Raw genomic sequence first — 23,480 nt, 5'->3', positions numbered from 1 at the left:
GGCTCGGGTGCTGCGGCGCTCGCGGGCACTCCGGCGGTCCCGGGCACTCCTGCACTCCGGCCCCACGACGGTCCGGCGCCGGGTGTACCGGGCCGTACTTGCATCGTAACGGCGGGAGGGGCCGGCCGGCGGACCCGTTCGGACGCAGTGCCCCGAGCATCGCCGTCGGGGCGGGAGTGCGCCGCGTCGAGCGGCCGGGGCGGTCCCTCCGGGGCGGCGAGGCGCACCGTGTCCGGCACTCCGAAGTCCGGCGCGTTGGCACCGGAGGCGGTTCGAAGTGTCCGGTACGGGCGATATGGGTCCACACTCTAGGGAAGAGCTTGTCGCCCGTCCGGCGGCAGGCCCGCACTCCTCTCCCGGAGGTACTTCATGTCCAGGATCAGTGACAGCGACTCCATGCCCACGCCGGACCACCTGCTCCACACGGGGGCCGAGCACCCCGTCGACCCCGAGGACATGGTGCGCGCCTCGGGGCGCGAGCCCACTCCCGCGCTGATCGAGAAGGCCCGGCAGGACCTCGCCAAGTACGGAGCCGCAGCGGTGGAGCGCCTGCTCCCCTGACCCGCCATCTGCGGGAATGCCGGCCACCCCCCCGAACGCCGGCGCCCGCGCGAAGAGCCGGCACCGCCAGAAGGCCCCGCAGCGAAGCGGGGCCTTCTGCATGTCCGGGGCCCGTCGCCGGTGGAGCGCGTGGGGGCGATCGGCGTCACCTTCCGCGGGTGCCGCGGGTCTGCATATGCAGGTAGTCGACATATCTTGTCTGATGACTTATGGTCCTCATGTGGCGGCCCGTCAGCTACGGGCGTCCAGCGGCCCCGTGCCCGCCGACGCCCCTGCTCGCCGACCTCCGTGACCGCTGCCACGGCGTGCTGGTCCGGCAGGTCGGGCGGACCGGCCGCGAAGTGACCGTTCATCAGATGCCTGCGTGTCGCCGGCACAGATCCGTGTTCCACGAGAGGAGCGCAGTGCACCACCGTTCCCGCACGCCCAGGGTGTTCGGCGTCGGCATAACCGCCGCCCTGAGCCTGGCCCTGGCCGCGCCACCCGCGCTGGCCGGACCGGCCACGGACCCCGATCCCGTCCCCGGCCTGGTGGCCGGCCAGGGCACCGCCGCCCCGCAGCTGGTCACAGGCCTGGCCGAGCCGGCCTCCGGCAGCCCGGCCGACGCCGCCCGGGCCCATCTCGCGGCCCACCCGGACCGCTACCGGATCGATCCCGGTGAGCTGGCCGAAGCCGGTACCGAGCGCAGCGCCGACGGCCGACGTACCGTCAGGTTCCAGCAGCACCACGGCGGTGTGCCGGTGCTCGGCGCGCAGTACCTGGTCCACCTCACCGGCGACGGTGCCGGGCAGAAGGTCGAGTCGGCCGGCGGCAAGTACTTCACCGGCCTCACCGCGCCGACCACCCCGGCCGTCCCGGCCGCGACGCTGCGCGACCTCGCGCTCGGCTCGCTCACGGACCCGCGCGCCCGCGCCGCGGCCACCGCCGAGGACGCCGGACTGGTGATCCTGCCCGGCGGCGCCGGCCGGCTGGCCCAGCACTTCACCCTGCGCGGCGCCGACCCGGCCACCGGCGGGCGGCTGGTCCGCGAGGTCTTCGTGGACGCCACCGCCGGAGCGATCGCCCTGGCCTTCGACGCCCACGCCCCGTACGACGTCGGGGGCAACACGACGACGCGCGCCGCGGCGGCCGCCGTCGAACCTGCCACCGGCACCGCCCCGGACGCGTTCGGGCGCTCCGTCAAGGTGAACATCGGCCGCCTCCCGGACGGGAGTTACCAGCTGACCGACCTCACCCGGCCCGCCACCATCACCACCTACGACGCGGCCGGGCGGGACGCCGAGGACTTCCGGGGCGCCATCCCCGCCGACGCCCTCCCGGCCCACTCCCCGACCCCGGACTTCCCGGCGGCCAGCGGCACCAGCGGCGCCACCGACGCCCACCTCAACGCCGCCACGGTGTACGACTTCTACCACGACCGCCTCGGCCGGGACGGTCTGGACGGAAAGGGCGGCCCGATCACCTCGGTGGTCAACGTGACGGCCGGCGGCGATCCGTTCCCGAACGCCTACTGGGACGGGAAGAAGATGGTGTACGGCGCCGCCGACGCCACCAAGTACCAGCCGTTCTCCGTCGCGCTCGACATCGCCGGGCACGAGATGACCCACGGTGTCGTCCAGAACACCGCCAACCTGATCTACGCGGGCCAGTCCGGCGCGATGGACGAGGCGCTGGCCGACTACTTCGGGAACGCCATCGAGGTGACCGCCCGCGGCCTGCAGATGAACGACCCGAAGGCCGCGCTGCTCGGCGAGAGCAAGTGCCGCACCGGTACCCCGGAGGCCTGCGCGGACCGCCGGTTGGACGACCGCCGCACCACCGTGGACGACTACGTCGGTGCGGGGCGCGGGCTCGACGGCGGCGGGGTGCACCTCAACTCGACGATCTTCTCCGGCGCGTTGTGGGACATCCGGCGCACCCTCGACCCGCTCACCGCCGACCGGCTCGTCTACCGTGCGCTCGCCGACTACCTCACCCCGCTCGACGACTTCGTGGACGGGCGCAACGCCGTGCTCGCCGCCGGGCGTGCGCTCGACCTCAGCCCGGCCCAGCTCCGTTCGGTGGCGAAGGCGTTCGACGGGCACGGGATCCGGGCCGGCTGGCAGTCCCGGATCGGCCTGGACAGCCGCACCGTGCTGCCCGAGGTGAACAGCATGCTCGCCGCGCCGGCCGCCGCCAACGGCCGCTGGGTGATGTCCAACAGCGATCCGCTGGGCAAGACCGTGCCCGCCCTGTACACCGGCTCCGTCACCGGCGGCGGTGCCCCCACCCGGCTCAGCCCGGACGACGGCCGCTACCACATCGCGGCCGCCACCGACGGCAAGTCCGCCGCGTGGCAGGTCCAAGGACTCGACTCCGAGCACCGGTGGGGGGCCGAGGTGCTGACCCGCTCGCTGTCCGGCGGCGAGATCCGCAGCCTGTTCCGCTCCGCGACCCAGCAGCCCAGCGAGGTCCGGATCTCCGGCAACGACATCGCCTTCATGGTGTCCGACTCCGACGGACGGTCCCGGGTCCACCTCTCCCACAACGGCGCCCCGGGGGTGGAACTCCCGCTGCCCGACGGTCACGCGCCGATGGGCCTCACCCTCAAGGACGGCACCCTCGGCTGGACCGAGTACTGGACGGCCGGGGAGGACCGCGTCTACGCGCCGACCGTCTACTCGATCGCCGCCGGCAAGGTCACCGCCCAGTACCTGCCGCAGGACGGGAAGGCGCGCATCGCCTCCACCGTGCTCGCGGGAGGACGGCTGCTCTGGGTGGAGACGCCCGGTGACCCGACCAAGCACACGGCGATCCGGTCCGGGGCTCCGGACGGATCCGGGGTGACCGATGTGCTGCCCGGCAACGCGCCGTACGCCGCGCCGAGCGCCACCATCACCGCCTCGGACCGGGCCGTCACCTACGAGTCCCCGAGCAGCAAGCCGAGCACCGGCTGGTCCAACGCCGCGCTGCCCAAGCTCTGGCAGATCCCGGTCACCGGCGGCACGCCCCAGCGGCTCTCCTGCAACCGGGGCGGCCAGTACCAGGCCTCGGCCGACCAGGGCACCCGGGTGATCTGGCTGGACGCCACCCCCGGCCGCACCGACCTGGTGGTCCGCGACCGTCCGGCCGGCGGCTGCTGACCCCTCCTGCTCCACGGCCGGCCGGCCGCCGAACCCTTCGGCGGTCGGCCGGCCGTCGGTTCGTCCGTCAGGCCGACCGGCCGACCGCTGCTGTGCGATGCGCGCACCCCGGTGCCGCCGCGAACCCGCCCGCCACGGTGTCCGTCATGTGAGCGTCCCGGGCCCCGAACCGGCCGACCGGTCAGCCCCGCACCTCTTCGGCGGCTCTCCGGGCAGGCCCGTGGTCACGCTCGGACGGGGCTCCGGCCGCCGATCGCGCCGCCGGCCGCCAGCAGGTGCAACGCCTGCGCGCTCGCCCCCGCCCACCACAGGAGTGCCGTCAGCAGCAGCCCTCCGGCCAGTGCCGGTATCGCCGCGCGCCGGTCATGTGCTGCCCCCCGTTGTGGTCGTGCAATCCGTGAATCCCCAGGTCAGGTGGATAGTACGGGATGCTGCGCCGACGACCGGTCGACCGTCCGGGGGGCGGGCACGGGCGGGGCGGGGACTCCCGGGCCCTCTTCGGTGAACCGGGCCGACGAACCGTCACCGGTACCAGATCCTCAGCACCCTGATGACCAAGGGCGACGCGAAGTACTCCACGCCCTTCCTCACCGACCTCGCCGACGACATCGTCGACAGCGAGAAGAAGCACCCGGGCCTGTGGAGCTACCGCGCATCGCACGACGGCACCTCACTGGGCGCCGACCCGCTGGACGAGGTCCTCGGGGTGATGGGCCGCCGGCCCGAGGCGGCGACCTCCTACCTGGACCCGGGCGCGGACGCCTCCAACAAGCGGCTGCACTACCTGTTGAAGGAACGGGACTGGCCCGAGGGCTACCTCACCGGCTACACCGGCATGATCAAGATGGAGGACCCGCTCTCCCAGAGCGCCCCGGCCGCCGCGATCGAGGCCGCCTCCACCGGTGAGCGGGCCGGTACCGCCCACGACGGCAAGCACACCGAGGGGCAGGCCCGCGTCATGCACGACACCATCGTCACCATGGACGAGGGGCACGGCGGCGACAGGATCAAGGACACCCTGCGCCAGCCGCTCGCCAACGCCCTCGCCGACTACGTCGGTGACACCCACGAGCTGCTGAACGGCCGCAACGACGCCTACAACGGCCACACCGGGCACGACTCGGTCTGGAAGGACGGCGACACGACCCGGATGGCCGTCGGCCAGGACAGCCCGGTCCGGTTCATGCGCGGTCTCTCCGAGGATCCGGCCGCGTACGGCACCCTGCACCAGGCGGAGACCGGGAAGATCGCCCAGGAGCTGGCGGCCATCGGGCCCAACCCCACCGGGTCCCAGATGAAGGACCCGATGGGCAAGGGCGCTGCCGCGCTCGGTGTCTTCGACGCCATCCGGGCCGACGCCGCGATGGACATGCGCGACGACAAGAACGCCCAGGCCGACTGGAAGGCCAAGGTCCTCTACCACACCATCGGCGCGCCGATCACCCCGATCGCCCCGCTCGGCGACGGCGCCCAGCGCATGGTGGACACCTGGACGTACGCCGTCAGCCTGGAGGAGAAGGACCAGAACAACACCGAGGCCAACGCGAAGATCTCGGACACCTACCTGGGCGCCAACCGCGAGATGTCCGACCTGGTCGGCATCTGGGCGCGGGACCGCGGCCAGAACCCGGACAGCCCCGAGATCAACTCGCTCCAGGACGACATGCTCAACAGCCGCAACCGCAGCAACGACGTCGCGAGCCGCTACCTCGGCCGGGGCAACGCCTGATGGTGTCCGCCCCCGTCTCCCGCCGCACCGCGGCCGCCGCCACCGCCCTGGTGGCGGCCGCGGTCGGCGCGGGTCTGTGGTGGTCCGCCGGGCGTGACGTCCCCGACCGCGACTGCGCCGGACTCCGCGGCGACGACCGCGTCCGCACCGTGCTCGGCGCCTCCTGGCGGTCCGACCTGCCGTGCGGCGAACTCGCCGAGGGCCTGCGCCGGGCCACCGTCGGCGGCGACCCCGGTAGCCACACCCTGGAAGACCCTGGAACAGGCCCGCGCCCTGCGGACCGTCCTGCTGGCGGTCGCAGGCCGGGCGGACCACCGCGTCCACCCCGACGTCCGCAGGCCGCTCGCCGAGGCGCTCGCCGACTACGCCCTTGACACGCATGCCGTGCTCACCGGGATCAACGACGTCTCCACGGCCCACGACGGGCCCGGCGCGGACGCCTGGCAGGACGGGCTGGCTCCAGCAGGTGGCCGCCGCTCCCGACCGCTTCGCCCGTCTCCACGACCAGGCCGCCGGCCTCCTCGCCCTCTGGGCCGAGGCCACCCACCGGGACAAGGAGAAGACCGGCCTGCCCGCGCTCCAGGACCGGGCCCGCACCACCACCGACCGTGAACGGGCGGACACCGTCAAGCAGTGCGAACAGGGCAGCGACTGACGCCCGGTCTCCCGGGTCGGCGTGGGGACCACCGGCGCGCGGGCTACCGGGGCGGGCCGCAGAGGTGGGACTCTTCGGGTATGGACCGGGAGCCCGAGTACGGCGGAGCCGGGCCGGCCGGGGTACTCGATGTCGCGCCGACGGCCCGTACGGCGCTCGCGTGGCTTCCGCCCGAGCAGCTGTGGCCGCCGATCCAGGACATCCGCTGGGAGCACGACCCACAGGTCCGCCGGTGGCCGCCGCACGTGAACCTGCTGTTCGGGTTCGTACCGGAGTCCGAGTTCCGGCGGGCGGTCCCGGCCGTAGCCGCCGCGGTGGCGCGGACGCAGCCCTTCACGGCCCGCCTGCACGGGGTGCGCAGCTTCCGGCACCGGGCGTATGCGACGGTCTGGCTCGACCCGGCTGCGGCCGGTGCGGCACCGTGGACCGCGCTGTACGGGCTGCTGCTGGCGCGGTTCCCGCGCTGCGGCGGCCGGCGCCCGGGGTTCACCCCGCATCTGTCCCTGGGCCGGACCCGGGATCCGCAGGGCCTCGCCGCCGAGTGCGCGGCCCGGCTCGGGACGGCGTCCGCGGAGGTGCGGGAGGTGGTGCTGCTCTCCCGCCGCGGCGGCGACGATCCGATGCTGCCTTGCGCGACCGTCGCCCTGGGCAGCGGCGAGGTCCGCTGGGCGCCCGGCCCCTCCCCGCCCGGCCCCTCCCCGCCCGGAGCCGGCTGAGCCGCCCGGGCGACGCCGGCCGGTCTGCCCGTTCTCCCACGGCAACGGGCCGGCTCACGGCGGCAGCGGGGCCCTCCTGCCCTCCGCCCGGAGCCAACCGGCCGAGGCGGCCCGCAGGATGCGGCGGAATTTCGGGCACTCCCGGTGGCTGGGCGCGGGGCAGTCGGCGGCGTGCTGCAAGGAGTCGCGCAGGGCGCTGAGTCTGCGGATCGTCGCGTCCAGCTCCTGCGCCTTGGCGGCGAGCATCAGCCGGTCGAAGCGCGGCTGTCCGTCGGGCGCGAGCATGCCGGCGGTCTCGTCGAGGGAGAACCCGGCGGCGCGGGCCAGGGCGATCAGTCCCAGCTGTTCGATGACGCCGGGATCGAACTGGCGGCGCAGGCCGCGCCGGCCGGTGGAGGCGATCAGCCCTTTCTCCTCGTAGAAGCGCAGGGTGGAGACGGGCACTCCGGTGCGTCGCACCACCTCGGCGATGTCCAGGTCTGTCATCTGTTGACCTCAAGTCGGCTTGAGGTGGAACGGTGTCATCCCCGGCCCGCGAAGGCAACCGACAGGAGACGGCCATGGAGAACACGCAGAACGCGCAGACCACCGCCGAGGACCAGGCGGCACGGTGGAACGGCCCCGGCGGCCGCGCCTGGGTCGAGGCCCAGTCCGTGCTGGACGCGATGCTCAAACCGTTCGAGGACCTGCTCCTGGAAGCGGTCTCCGTCGGAGCCGGAGACCGGGTGCTCGACGTCGGCTGCGGCACCGGCGGCACGACGGTGGCAATCGCCGGGCCGGCCGGCGCGCAGGGCCGCTGTGTCGGCGTCGACATCTCCGAGCCCATGGTCGCCGCCGCCCGGGCGCGCGCCGAGCGGAAGGGCTCGCAGGCCCGCTTCGTCTGCGCCGACGCGCAGGAGTACGCGTTCGAGCCCGCCGCCTTCGACGTGGTCGTCTCCCGTTTCGGCGTGATGTTCTTCGACGACCCCGTCCGGGCCTTCGCCAACCTGCGGCGCGCCGCGCGGGACGGCGCCGAGCTGCGGTTCCTCTGCTGGCGTGGCCTCGAGGAGAACCCGTTCATGACGACGGCAGAGCGCGCCGCGGCGCCGCTCCTGCCGGACCTCCCCCCGCGCCGGCCGGACGCGCCGGGGCAGTTCGCCCTCGCGGATCCGGACCGGATCCGCCGTGTGCTGGCGGAGAGCGGCTGGGACGGGATCGACCTCCGGCCGGTCGACGTGGTCTGCACCCTGCCCGAGCGGGAGCTGGTCCCGTACTTCACCCGGTTCGGCGCGCTCGGTCCGGTACTGCCCGGGGTCGACGAGCGGACCCGCGCCCAGGTCGTCGAAACGGTCCGCGCGGCCTTCGACCCCTTCGTGCACGGCCCGGAGGTCCGCTTCACCGCGGCCTGCTGGCTGGTCGGCGCCCGCGCCTAGCCGGCCCCGGGCGCCGGTCACGCCCCGTCCCCAGCGTCGAAGCGCGCAGGGGACGGGGCATGACCGGGACGTCTCGCGGCCGGTTGCCGGCGGAGTCAGCCCATGGTCTTGGCGCCGTCCAGGGCCTCGCGGATGATGTCGGCGTGGCCGGCGTGCTGGGCGGTTTCGGCGCTGATGTGCAGCAGGACACGGCGGGCGGACCAGCGGGCGCCGGGTTCGAACCAGGGGGCCTTGGGCAGCGGGTGGGAGGCGTCGAGGTCGGGGAGGACGGCGATGAGTTCGTCGGTGCGACGGGCGGTGTCGGCGTAGTCGGCCAGTACGCCGACGAGGGTGTCACCCGGGAGCATCCGGAACTCGTCGGCGCGCCGGGCGAAGTCGGCTTCGGTCATGGCGCTGAAGTCGCCCATGGCCGTGGGGCCTTCGAGGATGAAGTCCACCCATCCGCGCTCGACCGAGGTGACGTGCTTGATGAGGCCGCCCAGGCAGAGCTCGCTGGCGGTGGTGCGGAGTCCGGCCTGCTCGTCGGTGAGGTCGCGGGTGGTGAAGCGCAGGAATCGGCGGTGCTGGCCCAGCACGGCCAGCAGGTCGGCGCGCTCCCCGCCGACCGCGACGCCGCTCTGCTCGGGGGCGCTCTGCTCGGGGGTGGTCGACTCGGGGGTGGTCGTGGTGTCGGTCATGGTCTCCGCCTTCGTTGGTCCTGTTCCGTGGCCAAGAACTACGGTAGGGGCCATGTGGGTCAGATCATGTCCTAGTTGACGAGTGATCGGGAGTCGGTTGCCTACGCCGGCCCGACCGTCCGGCGTACCTCGTCCTTGCTGACCACGGCCACGGCCGCACCGACCATGCCCATGGCCGTGAACTCCTCCCGGAACTGCCCTGCGAACTCCGCCCAACCGCCGCGGCCGCCGCCGCCCGCGCCGAGGTCGTCGCCCGGCCGCCGAGCCCCGCCGCCGGCCCTCCCGCCGCCACCGCTCGCAAGACGGCCCGTCGCGTCGGTCCGCCCGGCGTGGTTGTTCCGGCCGCGCTGAGATCCATCACTGTCCCTGGGGCGAGGTCCGGGGCGTCGGGGGCCGGGGGTCGGGTGACCGGCCTCGGCCGCCGACCACGGGCCTTCGAACGCCGGGGTGCTGATCGTCAGTAACAGGGGGCTGCCGTGAGCACCACGAGAGGCCGACGTGACGGCGTGTTTCCTACCGTCCGATCATCAGCCCGTGTGTGTGAGCGGTCCCGCTCCGGACGGGTGGCCGGGGCGCACCTCAGGTGAGGAAGCCGGCGTGGACGTGGTCGCGGTGGGTGGGATCGGAGAAGAACTGGTTGGCGGTACGGCCGCCGCTCAACTGCCGGGGCCCGCCCACGTTGTAGGAACCCGCGGCGGCCGCTGCACGCATGAAGCCGTCGACGAGTTCGGCCGGGGTGGCCGGGTCGACGACCGGATGGCCGTCGATCTGCCAGGTGTCGAAGGCCCGGCCCTGCGGGTGGTCGCTGGGGCGGGTGGTGCCGAAGACGTCCAGCGGGTGGCCGGAGCGCACCACGCTGACCTGGAAGGTGTAGTCACGGGCGAGGGCCAGCATCGTCTGCAGCACGCTGTCGTGGACGGTGCCGCTGCGCAGGTCCGCGACAGCCGCCGGCGGCAGCTGGATGCGCTGCTCGGCGAGTACCTGCCCGGCGGCCGTCGGCAGGACGGCCGCGGCCTGCCCGGGCTCGGCCGGGTGCAGGGCGGTGACCGTCCAGAGCGGCTCGGCCCGGCTGAGCCGTACGTCCACCGTGGTGCCGCCTGGGGTGAGCGTGCCGTCGGCGGCCAGGGTCCACTGCCGGCAGACCACCAGCACGCTCGCCGAATCGGTGAGGATGCCGCCGTACTGGGCGTCGACCACCTGGAGCGCGGCCTGCGGCGCGGCGGGCAGCAGGGCCCCGGCCTGGTCCGCGAGGGCCGCCGGCAGCCCGAGCGCCGCCACCCGCTGCTGCGCCGCCGCGGCGCCCTGGCCGCCGGGGCCCCACGCGCCGAGCGCCTGGACGACCTCGACGGCACGGCGTTTGACCTCCGGACTGACCTCGCCCGGGCCGGGCTCCCAGGGCGTGGTGGCGGGCAGTGCCGCCGCGGCGGAGGGGGACGTGGAAGCAGCGGGGGATGCAGAGGCATCGGGGGCCGCGGTGCCGGACGGGGCCGACGGGGCGGCCGGGGCGGTCGACGGGGCTGCGGAGTGGCCGCCGGTGCCGCAGCCGGCCGCGCCGAGCAGCACCGCCAGCCCGCCGGCCAGCACCGTCCGCCGCCCGGGGGCGCAGGGGAGGTCGCTCACGCCCCCACTATGGGCAACAGGGCGCCCGCTGCGCGAGCGGACGCGGCCGGTGCCGGGCGGGCCGCTTGCGCGCGACGGGGTGGGCCGTGGTGGCGGACGGGGCTGCGCAGTGGCCGCCGCTGCCGGCACGCTGCCGGTGCCGGGCCGGCCGGCGCGGTTTCCCCGCCGTGGCAGGGCTGCCGCGGCGGGGAACAGGAGGCCGCCGGGGCGGTCCCGCGGTGGCGGGACGGCCCGGCGGCCCGGGTGCCGCGTGGGGCGGGCGGGGGTTACGTGGCGGTCCGCTCGTTCACGCAGAGGATGTTCCCTTCGCTGTCCTTGAACCAGGCCGCGCGCATGCCCTCGGCCTCCGCGACGCCGTTGACGGTCTTCAGTCCCGGCATGTCGTACTCCTCGAACGTGATGCCGCGGCCTCGCAGCGTCGCCATCTCGGCGTCGAGGTCCGAGACCTTGAAGCTCGCCAGCGTGTGGGCTGCCTGCCCGGCGCTCGGCGTCTCGTAGAGGCCGAACTCCGTCCCGCCGCACTCGAAGGTGAGGTCCTGCGGGCTCTCCTCGCTGACCTTCAGGCCGAGAGTGTCCGTGTAGAACCTCCTCGCCCGGGCAATATCGGCGGCCGGGATGATGGCCACCAGCGGTGCGTCTCCAAGCATTGCCATCGCCTCCTCCTCCTTCCAGGCTAGGGACCTCGGCGCGGTGGCGCGCGGTGCCGGTGCGGCAGCCGTGGCGGGGCGGTCCGTGGAGCCCGGGTGTCCGGCCCGGGTGTCAGGCCATGGTGTCCGGCCATGGTGTCCGGCCGGGGCGACGTGCCGGGGGAAGTCACCCCGGCGGTGCGGGCCGCCCGCGGAGGGCCCAGCCCCGCGGTACCCGTTCCAGCACACCCCCGGCGAAGACCTCGTAGAGCGGCAGCGTCTCCAGGTGCACATAGCCGATGTGGCAGTCGCAGACCGGCAACGGGCACTCCCGGGGCAGGAGTCGGGCGCGGTACGAGCCGTCGTAGAGGTTGCCGAGCACGTCACGGACGAAGTGGCAGCGGCGGGCGGTGCCCTCGCCGTCGACCGAGAGCACCGACTCGCCGGTGCGGCAGGGCCGGCCGGCGCTCGGGTGTGCGTGCCGGCTGTAGCCGAAGTGCGGGTCGAGCGCGTGCCAGTCGGCGGCCTCGGCGTCGGTGTAGGTGCGCCCCTCCTCGGCGTTGATCCAGAGGTAGACGGCGGGGGAGAGCGCGGCGCGCAGCCGGCGGGCCTCGGCGAGGTGCTCGGGCCGGCCGACCACGCCGACGCTGTAGCGCACGCCGAGCCGGTCGAGCTCGCGGCACTTGGCGAGGAAGCGGTCGTGGCCGACCTGCCCGGGGTGGTAGGTGACCCAGAGCGCCAGGGTGGCGAGGTCGGCCTCGGCGAGCCAGTCGGTGCGGCAGCTGAGGTTGGTCTGGATCGCGACCCGCCGTACGTGCGGCATCCGGCTCAGTTCGACCAGCGCCCGCCGGTACCAGGACCGCACCAGCCCCTCGCCCCAGGGCGTGAACAGCAGTGACAGCGTGTCGCCGGTGCCGGCTCGACCGGCGGCCCAGCCGGTGAACCGGTCCAGCGCGGCGCGGTCGGCCCGCAGCTGCCCGGGTGTGTCGCGCCGCTTGGCGAACGGGCAGTAGGGGCAGTCGTAGTCGCAGGAGGCGAGCGGGCCCCGGTAGAGCAGGGTCAGGTCGAGCCCGCCGTCCGGGACCGGGGGAACGGCCGGGGCCGGGCGTATGGCCGGGGCCGGCCGCGCGCCTGGGGCCGCGGTGACGGCGTCGTCCCCCTCCGGGCCGGTCGCGGGCATGCCGAGGAAGGTCATTTCACCTCGTATTCGGCCATCAGGCGGTGCACCTCGGGTGAGAACAGCATCGGACCGGCGAGGTCCGAGTGCGCCAGGCCCTCGGGGGAGAGCACCAGCCGCAGCGGGTCGGCGGCCAGCCAGCCCCGTGCCTCGAACTCGGCCAGTTCGGCGGGGAAGTCCTCGGCGGGTGTGGAGCCGAACCGGTCCCGGTACTCCGCCAGCGGCATTCCCTCGGCCTGGAGCAGCGACTGGACGAGGTGGCGCCGCCGCGCCTCCTCGGGCGTCGTGTACCGGCCCACCTCGGCGCGGTGGAAGTCCCCGGTGGCCACGTAGTCGTCGATGATGCCGCGCACCTCGGTGGCGTTGACCGCGTAGTCGAAGGAGTAGTGCAGCCGCGAGGTGTACGAGCGGGCGCCGCAGCCGAGGCCGACCATGCCGTCGGTCTGGCACGCGTACTCGCCGCTGCCGGCCTGCGGGGAGGCGGCGCGCCGGAACATCCGCATCGACACCTGCTGGTAGCCGTTCGCGAGCAGGTGGTCGCGGCCCGCCCGGTAGAGGGCGAGCCGCCGGGCGTCCCAGTCGGCCGGGCTCTCCTGCTCGCCGCGCCTGGCCAGCCCGGTCAGCGGCCGGACGTACAGCGGGTAGAGGTACAGCTCCTCGGGCTGCCAGGCCAGGGCGGCGTCCAGTGAGCGCAGCCAGCCGGCCTCGGTCTGGCCGTCGATGCCGTAGATCAGGTCGATGTTGAGCACGGGGAAGCCGGCGGCGCGGATCCGGCCGAGGGCGGCCTCGACCTCGGCGCGCTTCTGGGGGCGGACGGCCGAACGGGCCTCCCGGTCGTCGAAGGACTGCACGCCCAGGCTCAGCCGGGTGGTGCCCCGGGCGGCCAGCACCTCCAGCCGGTCGGTGGTGGCGGTGGCCGGCGAGGCCTCCACGGAGAGCGGGACCGCCTGAAGGTCGGCGCCCATCCGCCGCTCGGTGATGTCGCAGAGCCGCTCCAGCTCGGCGGCGGTCAGGTACGTGGGCGTGCCGCCGCCGAACGCGGCCAGCGCGAACCGGGCGCCGCCGTCCAGCGATCGGCGGACTGCGGCGGCCTGGCGGTCGAGCGCGTCCAGGTAGGCGGTGGTCAGGCCGTCAGGGCTGCCGATCCGGGTGAACAGGTTGCAGAAACCGCAGCGGACCTCGCAGAACGGGATGTGGAGGTAGAGCGAGAGCGCGTGCTGTGGCTCGCCGGCCCACAGCTCGCGCAGCGCCGGGCGCTCCGGCAGTGGGCGGTACGCGGTCTTGTGCGGGTAGGCGTAGACGTACGAGCGGTAGGGGGACTCGGCGGGTCGGGCGGGCACCGTGGTCATGAGGTCTCCTCGGCGGTGGCCGTCGGGCGGGGCGGCTCGGCACCGCCGGCGGTGCCGGAGGGGCCGGTGCCGACGGGAACGGCGCGTACGGGGGCCGGGCCGGTGCCGGCGGGGATGGTGAAGTGCGCGTACGGGACCGTCCAGACCACCTCGTGGCCGATCCGGTGGCCCGTGTAGCCGTCCTCGCCGTACGCCGTGCCGTGGTCGGAGCAGACGATCGCGAAGCACGGCCGGCGGGCGCTCATCGCCGCGAAGAGCCGGCCGATGTGCGCGTCCACGTACACCAGGGCGGCTGCGTGGCTCCCCCGAGAGTCCCCGTGCTCGCGCGTGGCGCCGGGCAGGTGGAACCAGTTGGGCTGGTGCAGCGCCGAGACGTTGACGAAGAGGAAGAGCGGTTGCCCGTCCGGCTGTGCGGCGGCGACCTGCTCGGCCCGGGCCACCTGAGCCTCGAAGGAGACGGGGGAGGGGACGCCCATCTCGGGCGCCCAGTGGCTCTCCTGGAAGAGCCCGGGCAGCACCGAACCGAGCGGCCCCTGCTTGTTGAAGAAGCCGACGCCGCCGATGCAGACCGTCCGGTACCCGGCCGTGGCGAGCGCGCCGGGCAGGTCGGGCGCGTCGAAGACCCAGGTCCGCGGCGCGGTGGTCTCCGAGCCGGCGAACCGGGCGGCGAACAGGCGCGGGTGCGGCCCGTCCGGGGAGGCCGGGGTCGGCAGGAACCCGGCCAGGATCGCCTGGTGCGCGGCGTAGGTGAAGCTGCCGGGGGAGTGCCGGCGCTCCCACCGGCCGCCCGGGAGGAAGGCGGCGAGGTTCGGGATCCGCCCGGCCGCCGCCAGCTCCTCGGCGACATCGAACCGCAGCGTGTCGAGCGTGACGAGGAGCAGGTCGTGGCTGCCCACGACGGCGTTCATGTCGGGTGACGGTGCCGGAGGCGTGGGCCCGGGGTTCTGGTGGCTCATCGGATCGGTTCCCTGGGTGCGTTGTTCGCCGGCGCCGGAGGGCCGTCGAGGTGGTGGCGGCGGAGGAAGGCGGCGAGCTGGGCGCCGTACGTGTCGAGGCCCTCGGCGGGGCCGCCGGGCAGGCCGGTCAGGTTGGGCAGGAGGTCGCCGAAGGCGTTCACCTCGCCGACCAGCGCGCGGCGCCAGCCGGCGGTGGGCAGCACGTCGACGCCGACCATCAGGGAGTCCGGGAAGCAGGCCGCTGCCCGCTCCGCCGTCTCCAACAGCGCCGGCCAGGCGGCCCCGGCGGCCTCCCGGGCCGACGCGAGGCTGCCGCGGGCGCCGCCGAGGTGGAGGTTGGTCATCGGCTGGGAGCCGGTGCGCACCACCGCGTGGGTGGCCCGCCCGGCGACCACCACCACGCGGAGGTCCGCCGAGCGGCCGGACTGCGAGGCCTTCGGAATCCACTGCTCGACGTGCAGGCCGTCCGGTGCGAGCCGGTCGACCAGCTCGGCCACCTGCCGCTCGCTCCGGTGGCGCCGGACCCGCAGCGAGTTGTGCAGCTGCCCGCCCGCCGGCTCGGCCGAAGTGGTGGCCAGGACCTGCCCGCGCGGGCCGAACTCCAGCGCCACCACGCCGGAGGCCGAGGAGCCGTGCGCGGGTTTGACGAACACCCGGCGCAGCCCGGCGGCGCGCAGCCGCTCCCGGAGGTCGTCCCAGCCGTCGACGGCCGCGCCGCCGAGCGCCCGGGGCACCGGCACCCCGGCGGCCGCCAGCAGGGCGTGCGCCCGGCGTTTGTCGAACATCACGGCGATCTCCTCCGGATCGCCGAGCAGCCGCACCCCCGGCAGCCGGGCCAGCCCGCGCAGGGCGGCCATCACCCCCGCGTACCAGGCCGCTCCGCCCTCCACCCTGGTCGGCGCGTAGGAGGGGCCGAGCGCGGGGCCGCGCAGCAGCTCGTCCACGGCCGCGTCCTCGCCGGGCGACTCGATCCGCACCACGCTCCCCTCGGGCAGGTGGTACGCGCCGCGCAGCACGTCGATCCAGGGCAGGACGGCGGGCTCGGGCAGCCCCGCCGCCCGGGCCGCGGCGGCGAACAGCGTGACCCGCCGGTGCCCGGGGTTGCCGAGCACCGTCAGGAGCGGACGTGTCGGCTGTGTGGTCATGTGCGGTACGGACATCAGGACCTCCGCGCGGTTACTCGGCGACGGCGACGTACCGCCACTGGTCGTCCGGCTTGCCGGCCTCGGAGAGGTCGGTCGCGACCCCGGGCAGCGCCTGGCGCAGCCGCTGCTGCATGGCCTCCGTGAGGTAGTGGTGGTGCAGGTCGAGGGCCTTCAGATGGGTGAGCGGCTGCCCCTCCAGGAGGGCGGTGGCGCCCTGGTCGGTGAGCACGCCCATGGAGAGGCTGAGCGACTCCAGCCGGGCCACCACCGGGGCGTGGGCGACGGCGGCGGCGATGTCGTCCTGCCTCTCGCTGTCCTGCAGGCCGAGGTGGCGCAGCGCGGGGAACCGGGAGCCGTCGAGGAACGGCGCCAAGTCCTCCAGGGTGGAGTCGCCGCCGTAGTTCTCCACGCCCAGCCAGAACTCCAGCCGCTCCAGCGCCGGGAGCTCGCTGTCCGCGACCGCCCGCAGCACCGCGGCCGGCAGGCCGCCCGACTCGAACCGCAGCGCCCGCAGGCGCTCGTGCCGCACCGGCTTCAGGGAGAGGCCGTCACCCTCCACCATGTCCCCCGCGGCGCCGCGCACCACCAGCTCCTCCAGCAGCGGGAACGTCGTCAGCACCGGGGTGACGTCGACCATGTCGATCCAGGAGATCTCGCACTCCTCGTACGTGAGGTCCCCGAGGAAGAGGGCGCGCAGCGCCGGCAGGCGGCCGGCCGCGGCGAGGATGGCCGTCAGCGGCTCGGCGAAGCTCTCCGGCCCCTCGTGCGACCACTCGCCGACGACGACTGCGGTGACCCGCTCGGTGTCGACGGTGCCGAGGAAGTGCTGCCACTGCTCGACGAAGCTCTTCGGCGAGTCGTACTCGATGCCGATCTTCCAGGCGACCGCCGCCGCATCGGGCAGCGCGGCACCCTGCTCGACGGCCGGGACGAAGTCGAGGACGGGGAGGCCGTGGAACTGTTCGATGTGCTTGCCGACGGTCATGCGCTGCTCCTCCGGGGGGTCGGGACCGGTCAACTGTCTACCAGTCGGGTCCGACAATCCGGCGGCCGGGGCACATACCGGGCGCGCTCCCGGGCGGGTCGGCAAGGCGGTCGCGAGGCGGCCGGTGATCCACCACCCGGCGGTGCTCCGGCGCAGCGGCGTGTTCCGCACGTGCGACACCGCCCGCGCCGGAGGGGGTGCGGGCGGTGGGTGGGTGCAACGCGTCGTCAGGAGGCCCCGTTGCCGTTGAAGGAGCCGGCCACGTGGTCGCCGCCGGTGTTGGAGATGTCGGCGCCGGCGAGCTGGTTGGCGGTGCCGATGACGGTGATGGTCGTGGTGGTCACGGTCGGGCCGTCGGCGAAGGCCTGGGCCGGGACGGCCGCAGCGGCGCCGACGGCGGTGAGGAGGACGGCGAGGGCGCGGACGGTGCGGTACATGGCGTAATCCCTTCGTGGGCCAACTTGCCCCGCACACTGGGGACTCGTGTCGCGAACCCGGGGGGAATGTCACTCGGGCGGGGTGTCTCGCGTGTCGTCCGGGGACCGGCCGCCGCCACGGCGAGGAGGGTGGTGACGCCGGTGGGGCGGGGGCGGATCGGCGTCGGCCCCGCCGCCCCGGCCGCCCGGCGGCATCACCACCGCCGCGGAGCGGCCCGGGCGACGCCCGGAAGCATGCTCTACAGGCCCGAAGGCCGGTACACCGTCAGGCCGTTGGGTGTTTTGGCGAGCCGGAGTGCGCCGGCCGCCGGGACGCTTTCGCCGTCGACGGCGATCCGGTCCGCGGTGCCGATCGAGTCGAGGTCGAGCGCGGTCAGCCGGGCGGCGTGGTAGACGCGGGAACGGGAGAGGGTGCCGGAGAGGAAGGCGGCGGTGAGCCTGGTGCGGGCGAACGGGCTGCCGCCGTCGACCACCCGGATGTCGAGCAGGCCGTCGGCCAGGCCGGTCCGGCGGGTGGGGGCGAACCCGGGCGGGTCGTACGCGCCGTTGCCCGCGAACAGCAGCCAGACGCGGCGGGTGCGGCCGCCGGCCTCGACGGTGACCGGTTCGGCGACGGCCAGGGCTCGGGCGACGGCCACCGCCAGGGCCGGCCACTTGCCGAGGCGGTCCTCCAACGACTCGCGCAGCCGGACGAGTTCGGGGTAGACGCCGAGGCTGAAGGTGTTCAGGAAGACCCGCCGACCGGTGTCGTCCACGGCCAGCCCGAGATCGACCCCGCACGCCGAACCGGTCGCCACCGCCTCCGCCGTCGCCTCGGGCGTGTCGATCCCGAGGTCCAGCGCGAAGTGGTTGAGCGTGCCGCCGGGGAAGACGGCCAGCGGCAGGTTGCGTTCCGCGGCCAGCGACGCGGCGAGGTTGACGCTGCCGTCGCCGCCGCAGACCCCGAGCGCGCCGCCGGCCGCGGCTGCCCGGTCGGCGGCCTCGGCGAGCAGCGCGGGCAGGTCGTCGTCCGGGCCGTAGAGCCGTACGTCGGCCTGCGGGAGCAGGGCGCGCAGCTCGGCCGCCGTCTCGTCCGGGTCGGCCGGCAGCAGCGCTCCGCCGCCGGAGCCGCTGTTCACCACCACCGACAGGCCCGCTCCCTCGGGCAGGGCCGGGGCCGAGCGGCGTGGCGGGCCGGCGGGCGGCGGACGGTCGTTCGACCGGGGCCACCAGCGCAGGGTCACCGCCGCCAGGGCCGCACCGAGCCCGAGCCCGGCCAGCACGTCACCCGGGTAGTGCGCCCCGGTGTAGACCCTGGACGCCCCGACGGCGGCCGCCACCGGTGCCAGCGCGGCGCCCAGCAGCGGCGCCTCGATCGCGACGCCGGTCACGAAGGCCGCCGCCGAGGCCGAGTGCCCGGACGGGAAGGAGGTCGTCACCGGCTGCCGCAGCAGCCGCCGGACGGCAGGCACCTGGTCGAGCACCGGGCGGGGCCGCCGGGTCAGTTGCTTGGCGGCGATGTTGGCCGCCGTGGAGGCCAGCGCCAGCGAGCCGATCCCGCGCAGGGCCGCCCGCCGTCCCTCCCGCCCGCCGACCGCGCCGAGCACCGCCGCCGTGCCCAGCCAGAGCACCCCGTGGTCGGCGGCATGGCTCAGCCCGCGCAGCCACGGCTGGGTACCGCGCAGCCGCGCGAGCGCCACCCGGTCGAACAGGGCCCGGTCCACCGCATCGAGTCGACTCATACGGCGAGCCTAGGGCCGACCGGCGCGCGTCGGCAGGTGCGGCGCCCTCCAGGGCACGGGACGAGTACCCGGTTGAGTACGGGTACTCAGGTGCGGCGCGGTGGTGCGGCGGAGACTGGTCGGCAGCTCGCCCGCCCATCGGAGGATCACGTCGCCGCCATGCTCAGCCGCACCGCATCCCTCCTCGTCCCCGCCGTCGGCACCCTGCGGGTCACCGTCGACCCGGGGGCCGACCTCCGGCCGGGGAGCATCGTCGCGGCGAACCACACCGCGCTCACCGACCCGGCGATCGTGCTCGCCGCCCTGCACCGCCTCGACGCGCGGCCGGTGGTGCTCGCGGCGGCCGGTCTCTGGCGGGTGCCGATGCTCGGCCGGCTGCTGCGGCGGGACGGCCACATTCCCGTCCACCGCGGCACCGAGCACGCGGCCGAGGCGCTCGACGCGGCCGCCGACGCGCTCGCCGCCGGGCGCGTGGTGCTGATCTACGGCGAGGGCGGGCTGCCGCGGCGCCGCGACTCCGGCGAGCGCCCGCCCGGCCCCTTCCGCAGCGGCGTCGCCCGCCTCGCGGCGGCCACCGGCGCGCCCGTCGTCCCCCTCGGCCAGGCCGGCGCCCGCCGGGTCGCGTCCGGCGGCCCGCTGAAGCAGCTGGCCGGCCTCGCCACCGCCCCCGCCCGCCGGCCGTCCCTGCACGTCCACCTCGGCGCGCCGCTGCGGCTCGGTGGCGACCCGGTCGCCGCGACGAGGGCGGCGCACGATGCGGTGACGGCGGCCTGGCGCGTGGCGGCGGGGGCCGCGGGGCGCTGAGGGGGCGGGCGGGAGGCGGTGCGGGCACTCGGGCGGCCACGCTGTCGCGTCGCCGCGGAGCCGCACTGCTGCATCGCCGTATCGCCGTATCGCGGACACTGCGGACCCCGCGGCCGCGCCCCGTACACCGCTGCCGGGCCGCCGCCCGGCCGGCCCCGGCCGGGGCGAAAAAAACCGGTTGGCCGGGGCCTCCGGGTGCCGGGATGATGTGGGTGTGTCGCGTACGTTCGAAGAGCTGATTGCCGAGGCCGAGGCCGTGTCCGTGGACGGCTGGGACTTCTCCTGGCTGGACGGGAGGGCCACCGAGCAGCGGCCGTCCTGGGGGTACCAGCGGCTGCTGGGGGAGCGGCTGGAGGCGGCCTCGGCGGCGCTGGACATCCAGACCGGCGGCGGTGAGGTGCTGGCCGCGGCCGGGAACTTCCCGCCGGCCATGGTCGCCACCGAGTCGTGGCCGCCGAACATCGCCAGGGCGACGAACCTGCTGCACCCGCGGGGCGCGATCGTGGTCGCGGACCCGGACGAGCCGCCGCTGCCCTTCGCCGACGCGGCGTTCGACCTGGTGACCAGCCGACACCCCGCGACGGTCTGGTGGGCGGAGATCGCCCGTGTGCTGCAGCCCGGCGGCACCTACTTCGCACAACACGTCGGGCCGGCGTCGGTGTTCGAGCTGGTCGAGTACTTCCTCGGGCCGCAGCCCGAGGCGCGCCTGGGCCGGCACCCCGACGGCGAGAGCGCCGACGCGCGGGCGGCCGGGCTGGAGGTGGTGGACCTGCGGTCGGAGCGGCTGCGCATCGAGTTCCACGACATCGGGGCGGTGGTCTACTTCCTGCGGAAGGTGATCTGGATGGTTCCCGGCTTCACCGTCGACGCCTACCGTGACCGGCTGCGCGAACTCGACGCGCTGATCCGGGCGGAGGGGCCGTTCGTCGCGTACTCCGCCCGCTTCCTGATCGAGGCCCGTAAGCCGGTCTGAGCCGGCACCCCCGCTGCCCGGCGCCCGGGCGGGCCGGGTTCGGGTCGGCGGGCTAGCCTGGTGGGAGGGGCCGGCCTGACGGGTGGGTCCGTGTGGTTCCCGGCCCCCGGCCCGAACCGGTCGAGGCCGCCGGCCCGGGCAGTGGCGTGCGGATCAAGGGCGGGTGACCGAGGGCCCGCGGATGCGCCGGCCGCCCGCCACCGCGTGCCGCCCTTCGGCGAGGCCGCTCGCGCCCCCGGACCAGGCCACCCGGCCTCACCGCTCAGGATTCCAGGAGCTGTTGTGAGCAACGAACCCAACGGATCGGGCGAGCTGGACGAACCCGGCCCCATCGACTACGTGGTCATCGAATTCCCCGGCAGCCGGTTGACCGGTGAAGGGATGCCGCTCCTGGTCGACCTGGTCGATCGCGGCATCATTCGTATCCTCGACCTGACGTTCGTCACCAAGCAGGACGACGGCACGGTGACCGGGCTCGAACTGGCCGACGTGACCGGCGACGGGAAGCTCGATCTCACCGTTTTCGAAGGTGCCTCCTCGGGACTGTTCGACGAGGGCGACCTCACCGAGGCCGGGTCCCTCCTCGCGCCCGGTGACTCCGCCGCCGTCCTCCTCTACGAGAACCTGTGGGCCGCGCCCCTGGCGGCGGCCCTGCGCCGCGCCGGCGCCCGCATGATCGCGGGTGGCCGTGTTCCGGTCCAGGACGTCATCGAGGCGCTGGAGGTGCTCGACTCCACGACCTGACCGGGCCGAAACGACAGGTCCGATGCTCGTACCGTCCCCCTTCTCACCACTGGCAGGAAGCCATGCCCGGACTACTTCGGGGAGTCGCCCGAACCGCGGTCGTCGCCGGAACGGCCACCGCGGTCTCCAACCGCGTCTCCCGCCGCCAGGCCGGCCGCTGGGCCCAGCAGGAACCGGCTGCGGCCCAGCAGCAGGCCTACAGCGAGCCGCCGCCCCCGGAGGCTGCGGCGCCCCCCTCCATGGACGACAAGATCGGCCAGCTCAAGGAACTCGCCGCCCTCAAGGAGCAGGGCGTCCTCACGGAGGACGAGTTCGCCGCCCAGAAGGCCCGCATACTCGGCGGCTGACACGGGCGGGCAGAGCCGCCGGCCCGAGCCCCGCAGCACGCAGGGCCGGCGGCACCCGGCGGGCCCGCTCCGCGGAATCCGGAGCACCCGCCGACCGCGGCACTCGCGTGCGGCCGGGCGCCGGACAGGGTGGTTTCGGCCAGCGGGAGGTGAACCGGCGGGATAGGCGGTCTTGCCGGGGCGGGCGGGGCGGCGCTTCCATGACGGCATGGGTCCACGCGAGCTCGTTCTGATGACCGATCACAGCTCGACCGAGGGTAGCCGGGAGACCCTGTCCGCCGCGGTACGGCTGCTCACCGGCCGAGCGCCCGTCGAGCTCGACGCGCGGCACTTCATGACCGGCGGTACCGGCCGCATCACCCGGGCGGGGCGGGGCGGCGCCGGGGCGGACGGCACGGACGGCGGGGCGGACGCTGCCGGACAGGCCGGCGCGGTCCGTCTGGAGGTGCCCGCGGAGGGCATCGCGGTGACGGCGGAGGCGGTGCTCGTCTACGAGATCCCGCCGCACCGGCGCCGCGAATTCGAGTCGTGCCAGCGTCAGTTGCTTCAGTGCGGCGCCCGATCGCTCGGCACGGACACCGACGCCTGGCGGGCGGCCACCGAGAAGAACCGCACGGTCGAGCGGTTCGCCCGCGACGGCATCCCGCAGATGCCCACCATCGCGCTCTCCCGGCCGAGCCCCGAGGCCGCCGCCGAGGCGTTCGAGCGGCTCGGCGGCGACGTCTGGGCCCGCCCGACCGTCGGCATGGGCGGCAACGACGTCTTCCACGTCACCACCCGCGCCCAACTCGCCACCGCCGCGCGTCACTACGCCGCGGCGGGCGCCGACTGGCTGCTCGCCCGCGACGCCGGGAACTTCACCGCGGAGGGCCGGCGCCACCAGTACCGGGTGGTGGTGCTCGGCGGGCGGGTCGTCCGCGCGGTGGAGCATGTGCAGCCGGACCCGGACGCGCCCTGCAACGAGTGCCAGGGCGCCGTCTCCACCTTGCTGAAGGAGTCCGAGCTGCCCGCCGGACTGGCCGAGTTGGCGGTTTCCGCGACCAAGTCGCTGGGCCTTCCGCTGGCCGGGGTGGACCTCGCGGCGGAGAACGGCGGGGTGGTCTTCGAGGTCAACGTCCACCCGGTCTTCGGCACCGTCGGCGGACTGGAGACCGTCGCCGTCCCGTACGCCGCCGCCCACCTCGCGCCGCGGTAGCAGGCCGGCCGCGAGGCGTCGTGCCGCGGCCGGCCCTCCCCCGGCCGCAAGCAGTCGTGCCAGGCCCGCCCGGCCGCCGGCCGGAGGGGGGATGGTCGGAGGGAGGCCCGGGAGGGTACTAGACTCGGTGAGGTTGTGAAGGCACCTCGTTCGGTGAGGCGTCGCCATGGACACAGGCCACTGACCCCACGACGTCGAGAGACGCCCAGGTTCAGGACAGGTCTCCCCGGCCTAAGGGGTGACCCCAAGTGGCTGCACCTCCGGGTGCTACGCCGTGGCGTGCCAAAGCTCTGACGAGATCAGGGGTGCCCCCCGTCCTGCGGGCCTGCGTGCCCGCGCGGGGTGGATCCTCCTGATGGCCCGGTAACGGCGACCCGGTGTGCGGGCGCCCGACGGCGAGGAGGTGAGAGCTGTGGAGTCCAGTAGTCCGGGCCGAAGTCGGCCCCGTCCCAGGATGTCCCCCTCATCTCCTGGCACCCGGCAACCCTCCTCCCGTACCGCTCCCACCCCCTGCCGCCGCGCCGCCCGC

Annotated in this window: 22 protein-coding genes and 1 riboswitch; of the genes, 11 read left to right on the top strand and 11 right to left on the bottom strand. The window is 74.9% G+C overall.

Annotation, left to right across the window (positions count from 1 at the left end; all coding sequences use genetic code 11):
* The first annotated feature begins 369 nt into the window (after nucleotides 1-369).
* From OG286_RS04210 to OG286_RS04190, 5 genes are all read left to right on the top strand, one after another.
* On the top strand, nucleotides 370-561 hold the full coding sequence (locus OG286_RS04210) for a hypothetical protein (protein WP_148640780.1): 192 nt from the start codon (nucleotides 370-372) through the stop codon (nucleotides 559-561).
* A 404-nt stretch (nucleotides 562-965) separates the two neighbouring features.
* On the top strand, nucleotides 966-3,683 hold the full coding sequence (locus OG286_RS04205) for a M4 family metallopeptidase (RefSeq protein ID WP_396322271.1): 2,718 nt from the start codon (nucleotides 966-968) through the stop codon (nucleotides 3,681-3,683).
* Between the two features lie 550 nt (nucleotides 3,684-4,233).
* The gene (locus OG286_RS04200) at nucleotides 4,234-5,412 is read left to right on the top strand and encodes a DUF6571 family protein (protein ID WP_396322272.1); all 1,179 of its coding nucleotides are present in this window, start codon (nucleotides 4,234-4,236) and stop codon (nucleotides 5,410-5,412) included.
* Between the two features lie 466 nt (nucleotides 5,413-5,878).
* Nucleotides 5,879-6,067: a hypothetical protein gene (locus OG286_RS04195; protein WP_396322273.1), complete on the top strand. Its 189-nt coding sequence runs from the start codon at nucleotides 5,879-5,881 to the stop codon at nucleotides 6,065-6,067.
* Between the two features lie 80 nt (nucleotides 6,068-6,147).
* The gene (locus OG286_RS04190; protein WP_396322274.1) at nucleotides 6,148-6,783 is read left to right on the top strand and encodes a 2'-5' RNA ligase family protein; all 636 of its coding nucleotides are present in this window, start codon (nucleotides 6,148-6,150) and stop codon (nucleotides 6,781-6,783) included.
* 54 nt (nucleotides 6,784-6,837) lie between these two features.
* On the opposite strand, the gene OG286_RS04185 is transcribed toward OG286_RS04190, so the two are convergent.
* Nucleotides 6,838-7,269 (bottom strand): helix-turn-helix domain-containing protein, encoded by a 432-nt coding sequence (locus OG286_RS04185; RefSeq protein ID WP_396322275.1) that lies wholly within the window; start codon nucleotides 7,267-7,269, stop codon nucleotides 6,838-6,840.
* Nucleotides 7,270-7,343: 74 nt separating this feature from the next.
* Here OG286_RS04185 and OG286_RS04180 point away from each other — a divergent pair, with 74 nt between their 5' ends.
* Nucleotides 7,344-8,195, top strand: coding sequence for a class I SAM-dependent methyltransferase (locus tag OG286_RS04180; RefSeq protein WP_396322276.1), 852 nt, complete (start codon nucleotides 7,344-7,346; stop codon nucleotides 8,193-8,195).
* A gap of 95 nt (nucleotides 8,196-8,290) precedes the next feature.
* Here the strand turns inward: OG286_RS04180 and OG286_RS04175 are convergent, their stop codons facing one another.
* From OG286_RS04175 to OG286_RS04130, 10 genes are all read right to left on the bottom strand, one after another.
* Complete coding sequence (locus OG286_RS04175) at nucleotides 8,291-8,872, bottom strand: DinB family protein (protein ID WP_405363083.1); 582 nt, start codon at nucleotides 8,870-8,872, stop codon at nucleotides 8,291-8,293.
* A 579-nt stretch (nucleotides 8,873-9,451) separates the two neighbouring features.
* On the bottom strand, nucleotides 9,452-10,492 hold the full coding sequence (locus OG286_RS04170) for a hypothetical protein (RefSeq protein WP_396322278.1): 1,041 nt from the start codon (nucleotides 10,490-10,492) through the stop codon (nucleotides 9,452-9,454).
* 266 nt (nucleotides 10,493-10,758) lie between these two features.
* Nucleotides 10,759-11,145: a VOC family protein gene (locus OG286_RS04165; RefSeq protein WP_396322279.1), complete on the bottom strand. Its 387-nt coding sequence runs from the start codon at nucleotides 11,143-11,145 to the stop codon at nucleotides 10,759-10,761.
* 160 nt (nucleotides 11,146-11,305) lie between these two features.
* Complete coding sequence (locus OG286_RS04160; protein ID WP_396322280.1) at nucleotides 11,306-12,313, bottom strand: STM4011 family radical SAM protein; 1,008 nt, start codon at nucleotides 12,311-12,313, stop codon at nucleotides 11,306-11,308.
* A complete protein-coding gene (locus tag OG286_RS04155) occupies nucleotides 12,310-13,644 on the bottom strand; it encodes an STM4012 family radical SAM protein (protein ID WP_396322281.1) in 1,335 nt (444 codons plus the stop codon). The genes OG286_RS04160 and OG286_RS04155 overlap by 4 nt, the downstream gene beginning before the upstream one ends.
* Nucleotides 13,641-14,552: an STM4013/SEN3800 family hydrolase gene (locus tag OG286_RS04150; protein WP_396322282.1), complete on the bottom strand. Its 912-nt coding sequence runs from the start codon at nucleotides 14,550-14,552 to the stop codon at nucleotides 13,641-13,643. The genes OG286_RS04155 and OG286_RS04150 overlap by 4 nt, the downstream gene beginning before the upstream one ends.
* Before the next feature lie 44 nt (nucleotides 14,553-14,596).
* A complete protein-coding gene (locus OG286_RS04145; protein WP_396322283.1) occupies nucleotides 14,597-15,760 on the bottom strand; it encodes an STM4014 family protein in 1,164 nt (387 codons plus the stop codon).
* Between the two features lie 16 nt (nucleotides 15,761-15,776).
* A complete protein-coding gene (locus OG286_RS04140) occupies nucleotides 15,777-16,730 on the bottom strand; it encodes an STM4015 family protein (RefSeq protein WP_396322284.1) in 954 nt (317 codons plus the stop codon).
* A gap of 227 nt (nucleotides 16,731-16,957) precedes the next feature.
* Nucleotides 16,958-17,167, bottom strand: a complete 210-nt coding sequence (locus OG286_RS04135; RefSeq protein WP_396322285.1) for a hypothetical protein — start codon at nucleotides 17,165-17,167, stop codon at nucleotides 16,958-16,960.
* Nucleotides 17,168-17,406: 239 nt separating this feature from the next.
* The gene (locus tag OG286_RS04130) at nucleotides 17,407-18,888 is read right to left on the bottom strand and encodes a bifunctional phosphatase PAP2/diacylglycerol kinase family protein (protein ID WP_396322286.1); all 1,482 of its coding nucleotides are present in this window, start codon (nucleotides 18,886-18,888) and stop codon (nucleotides 17,407-17,409) included.
* Between the two features lie 159 nt (nucleotides 18,889-19,047).
* Here OG286_RS04130 and OG286_RS04125 point away from each other — a divergent pair, with 159 nt between their 5' ends.
* The 5 genes from OG286_RS04125 to OG286_RS04105 all read left to right on the top strand — a co-directional run bounded on the left by OG286_RS04125 (nucleotide 19,048) and on the right by OG286_RS04105 (nucleotide 22,951).
* On the top strand, nucleotides 19,048-19,692 hold the full coding sequence (locus OG286_RS04125; protein WP_396322287.1) for a lysophospholipid acyltransferase family protein: 645 nt from the start codon (nucleotides 19,048-19,050) through the stop codon (nucleotides 19,690-19,692).
* A 214-nt stretch (nucleotides 19,693-19,906) separates the two neighbouring features.
* Nucleotides 19,907-20,665, top strand: a complete 759-nt coding sequence (locus OG286_RS04120) for a class I SAM-dependent methyltransferase (RefSeq protein ID WP_405364738.1) — start codon at nucleotides 19,907-19,909, stop codon at nucleotides 20,663-20,665.
* A 282-nt stretch (nucleotides 20,666-20,947) separates the two neighbouring features.
* Nucleotides 20,948-21,409, top strand: coding sequence for a DUF6325 family protein (locus tag OG286_RS04115; protein ID WP_396322289.1), 462 nt, complete (start codon nucleotides 20,948-20,950; stop codon nucleotides 21,407-21,409).
* A gap of 62 nt (nucleotides 21,410-21,471) precedes the next feature.
* On the top strand, nucleotides 21,472-21,756 hold the full coding sequence (locus tag OG286_RS04110; protein WP_396322290.1) for an SHOCT domain-containing protein: 285 nt from the start codon (nucleotides 21,472-21,474) through the stop codon (nucleotides 21,754-21,756).
* 232 nt (nucleotides 21,757-21,988) lie between these two features.
* Nucleotides 21,989-22,951, top strand: coding sequence for a RimK family alpha-L-glutamate ligase (locus OG286_RS04105; RefSeq protein ID WP_405363089.1), 963 nt, complete (start codon nucleotides 21,989-21,991; stop codon nucleotides 22,949-22,951).
* A gap of 138 nt (nucleotides 22,952-23,089) precedes the next feature.
* A riboswitch (M-box (ykoK) riboswitch) is annotated at nucleotides 23,090-23,263 on the top strand.
* Nucleotides 23,264-23,480: the final 217 nt, after the last annotated feature.

Source organism: Kitasatospora sp. NBC_00039, from assembly GCF_045160625.1.
Taxonomy (GTDB): Bacteria; Actinomycetota; Actinomycetes; order Streptomycetales; family Streptomycetaceae; genus Kitasatospora.
Note: the sequence above shows the minus strand (reverse complement) of the source record. Positions and strands in the feature narration are given on the sequence as shown.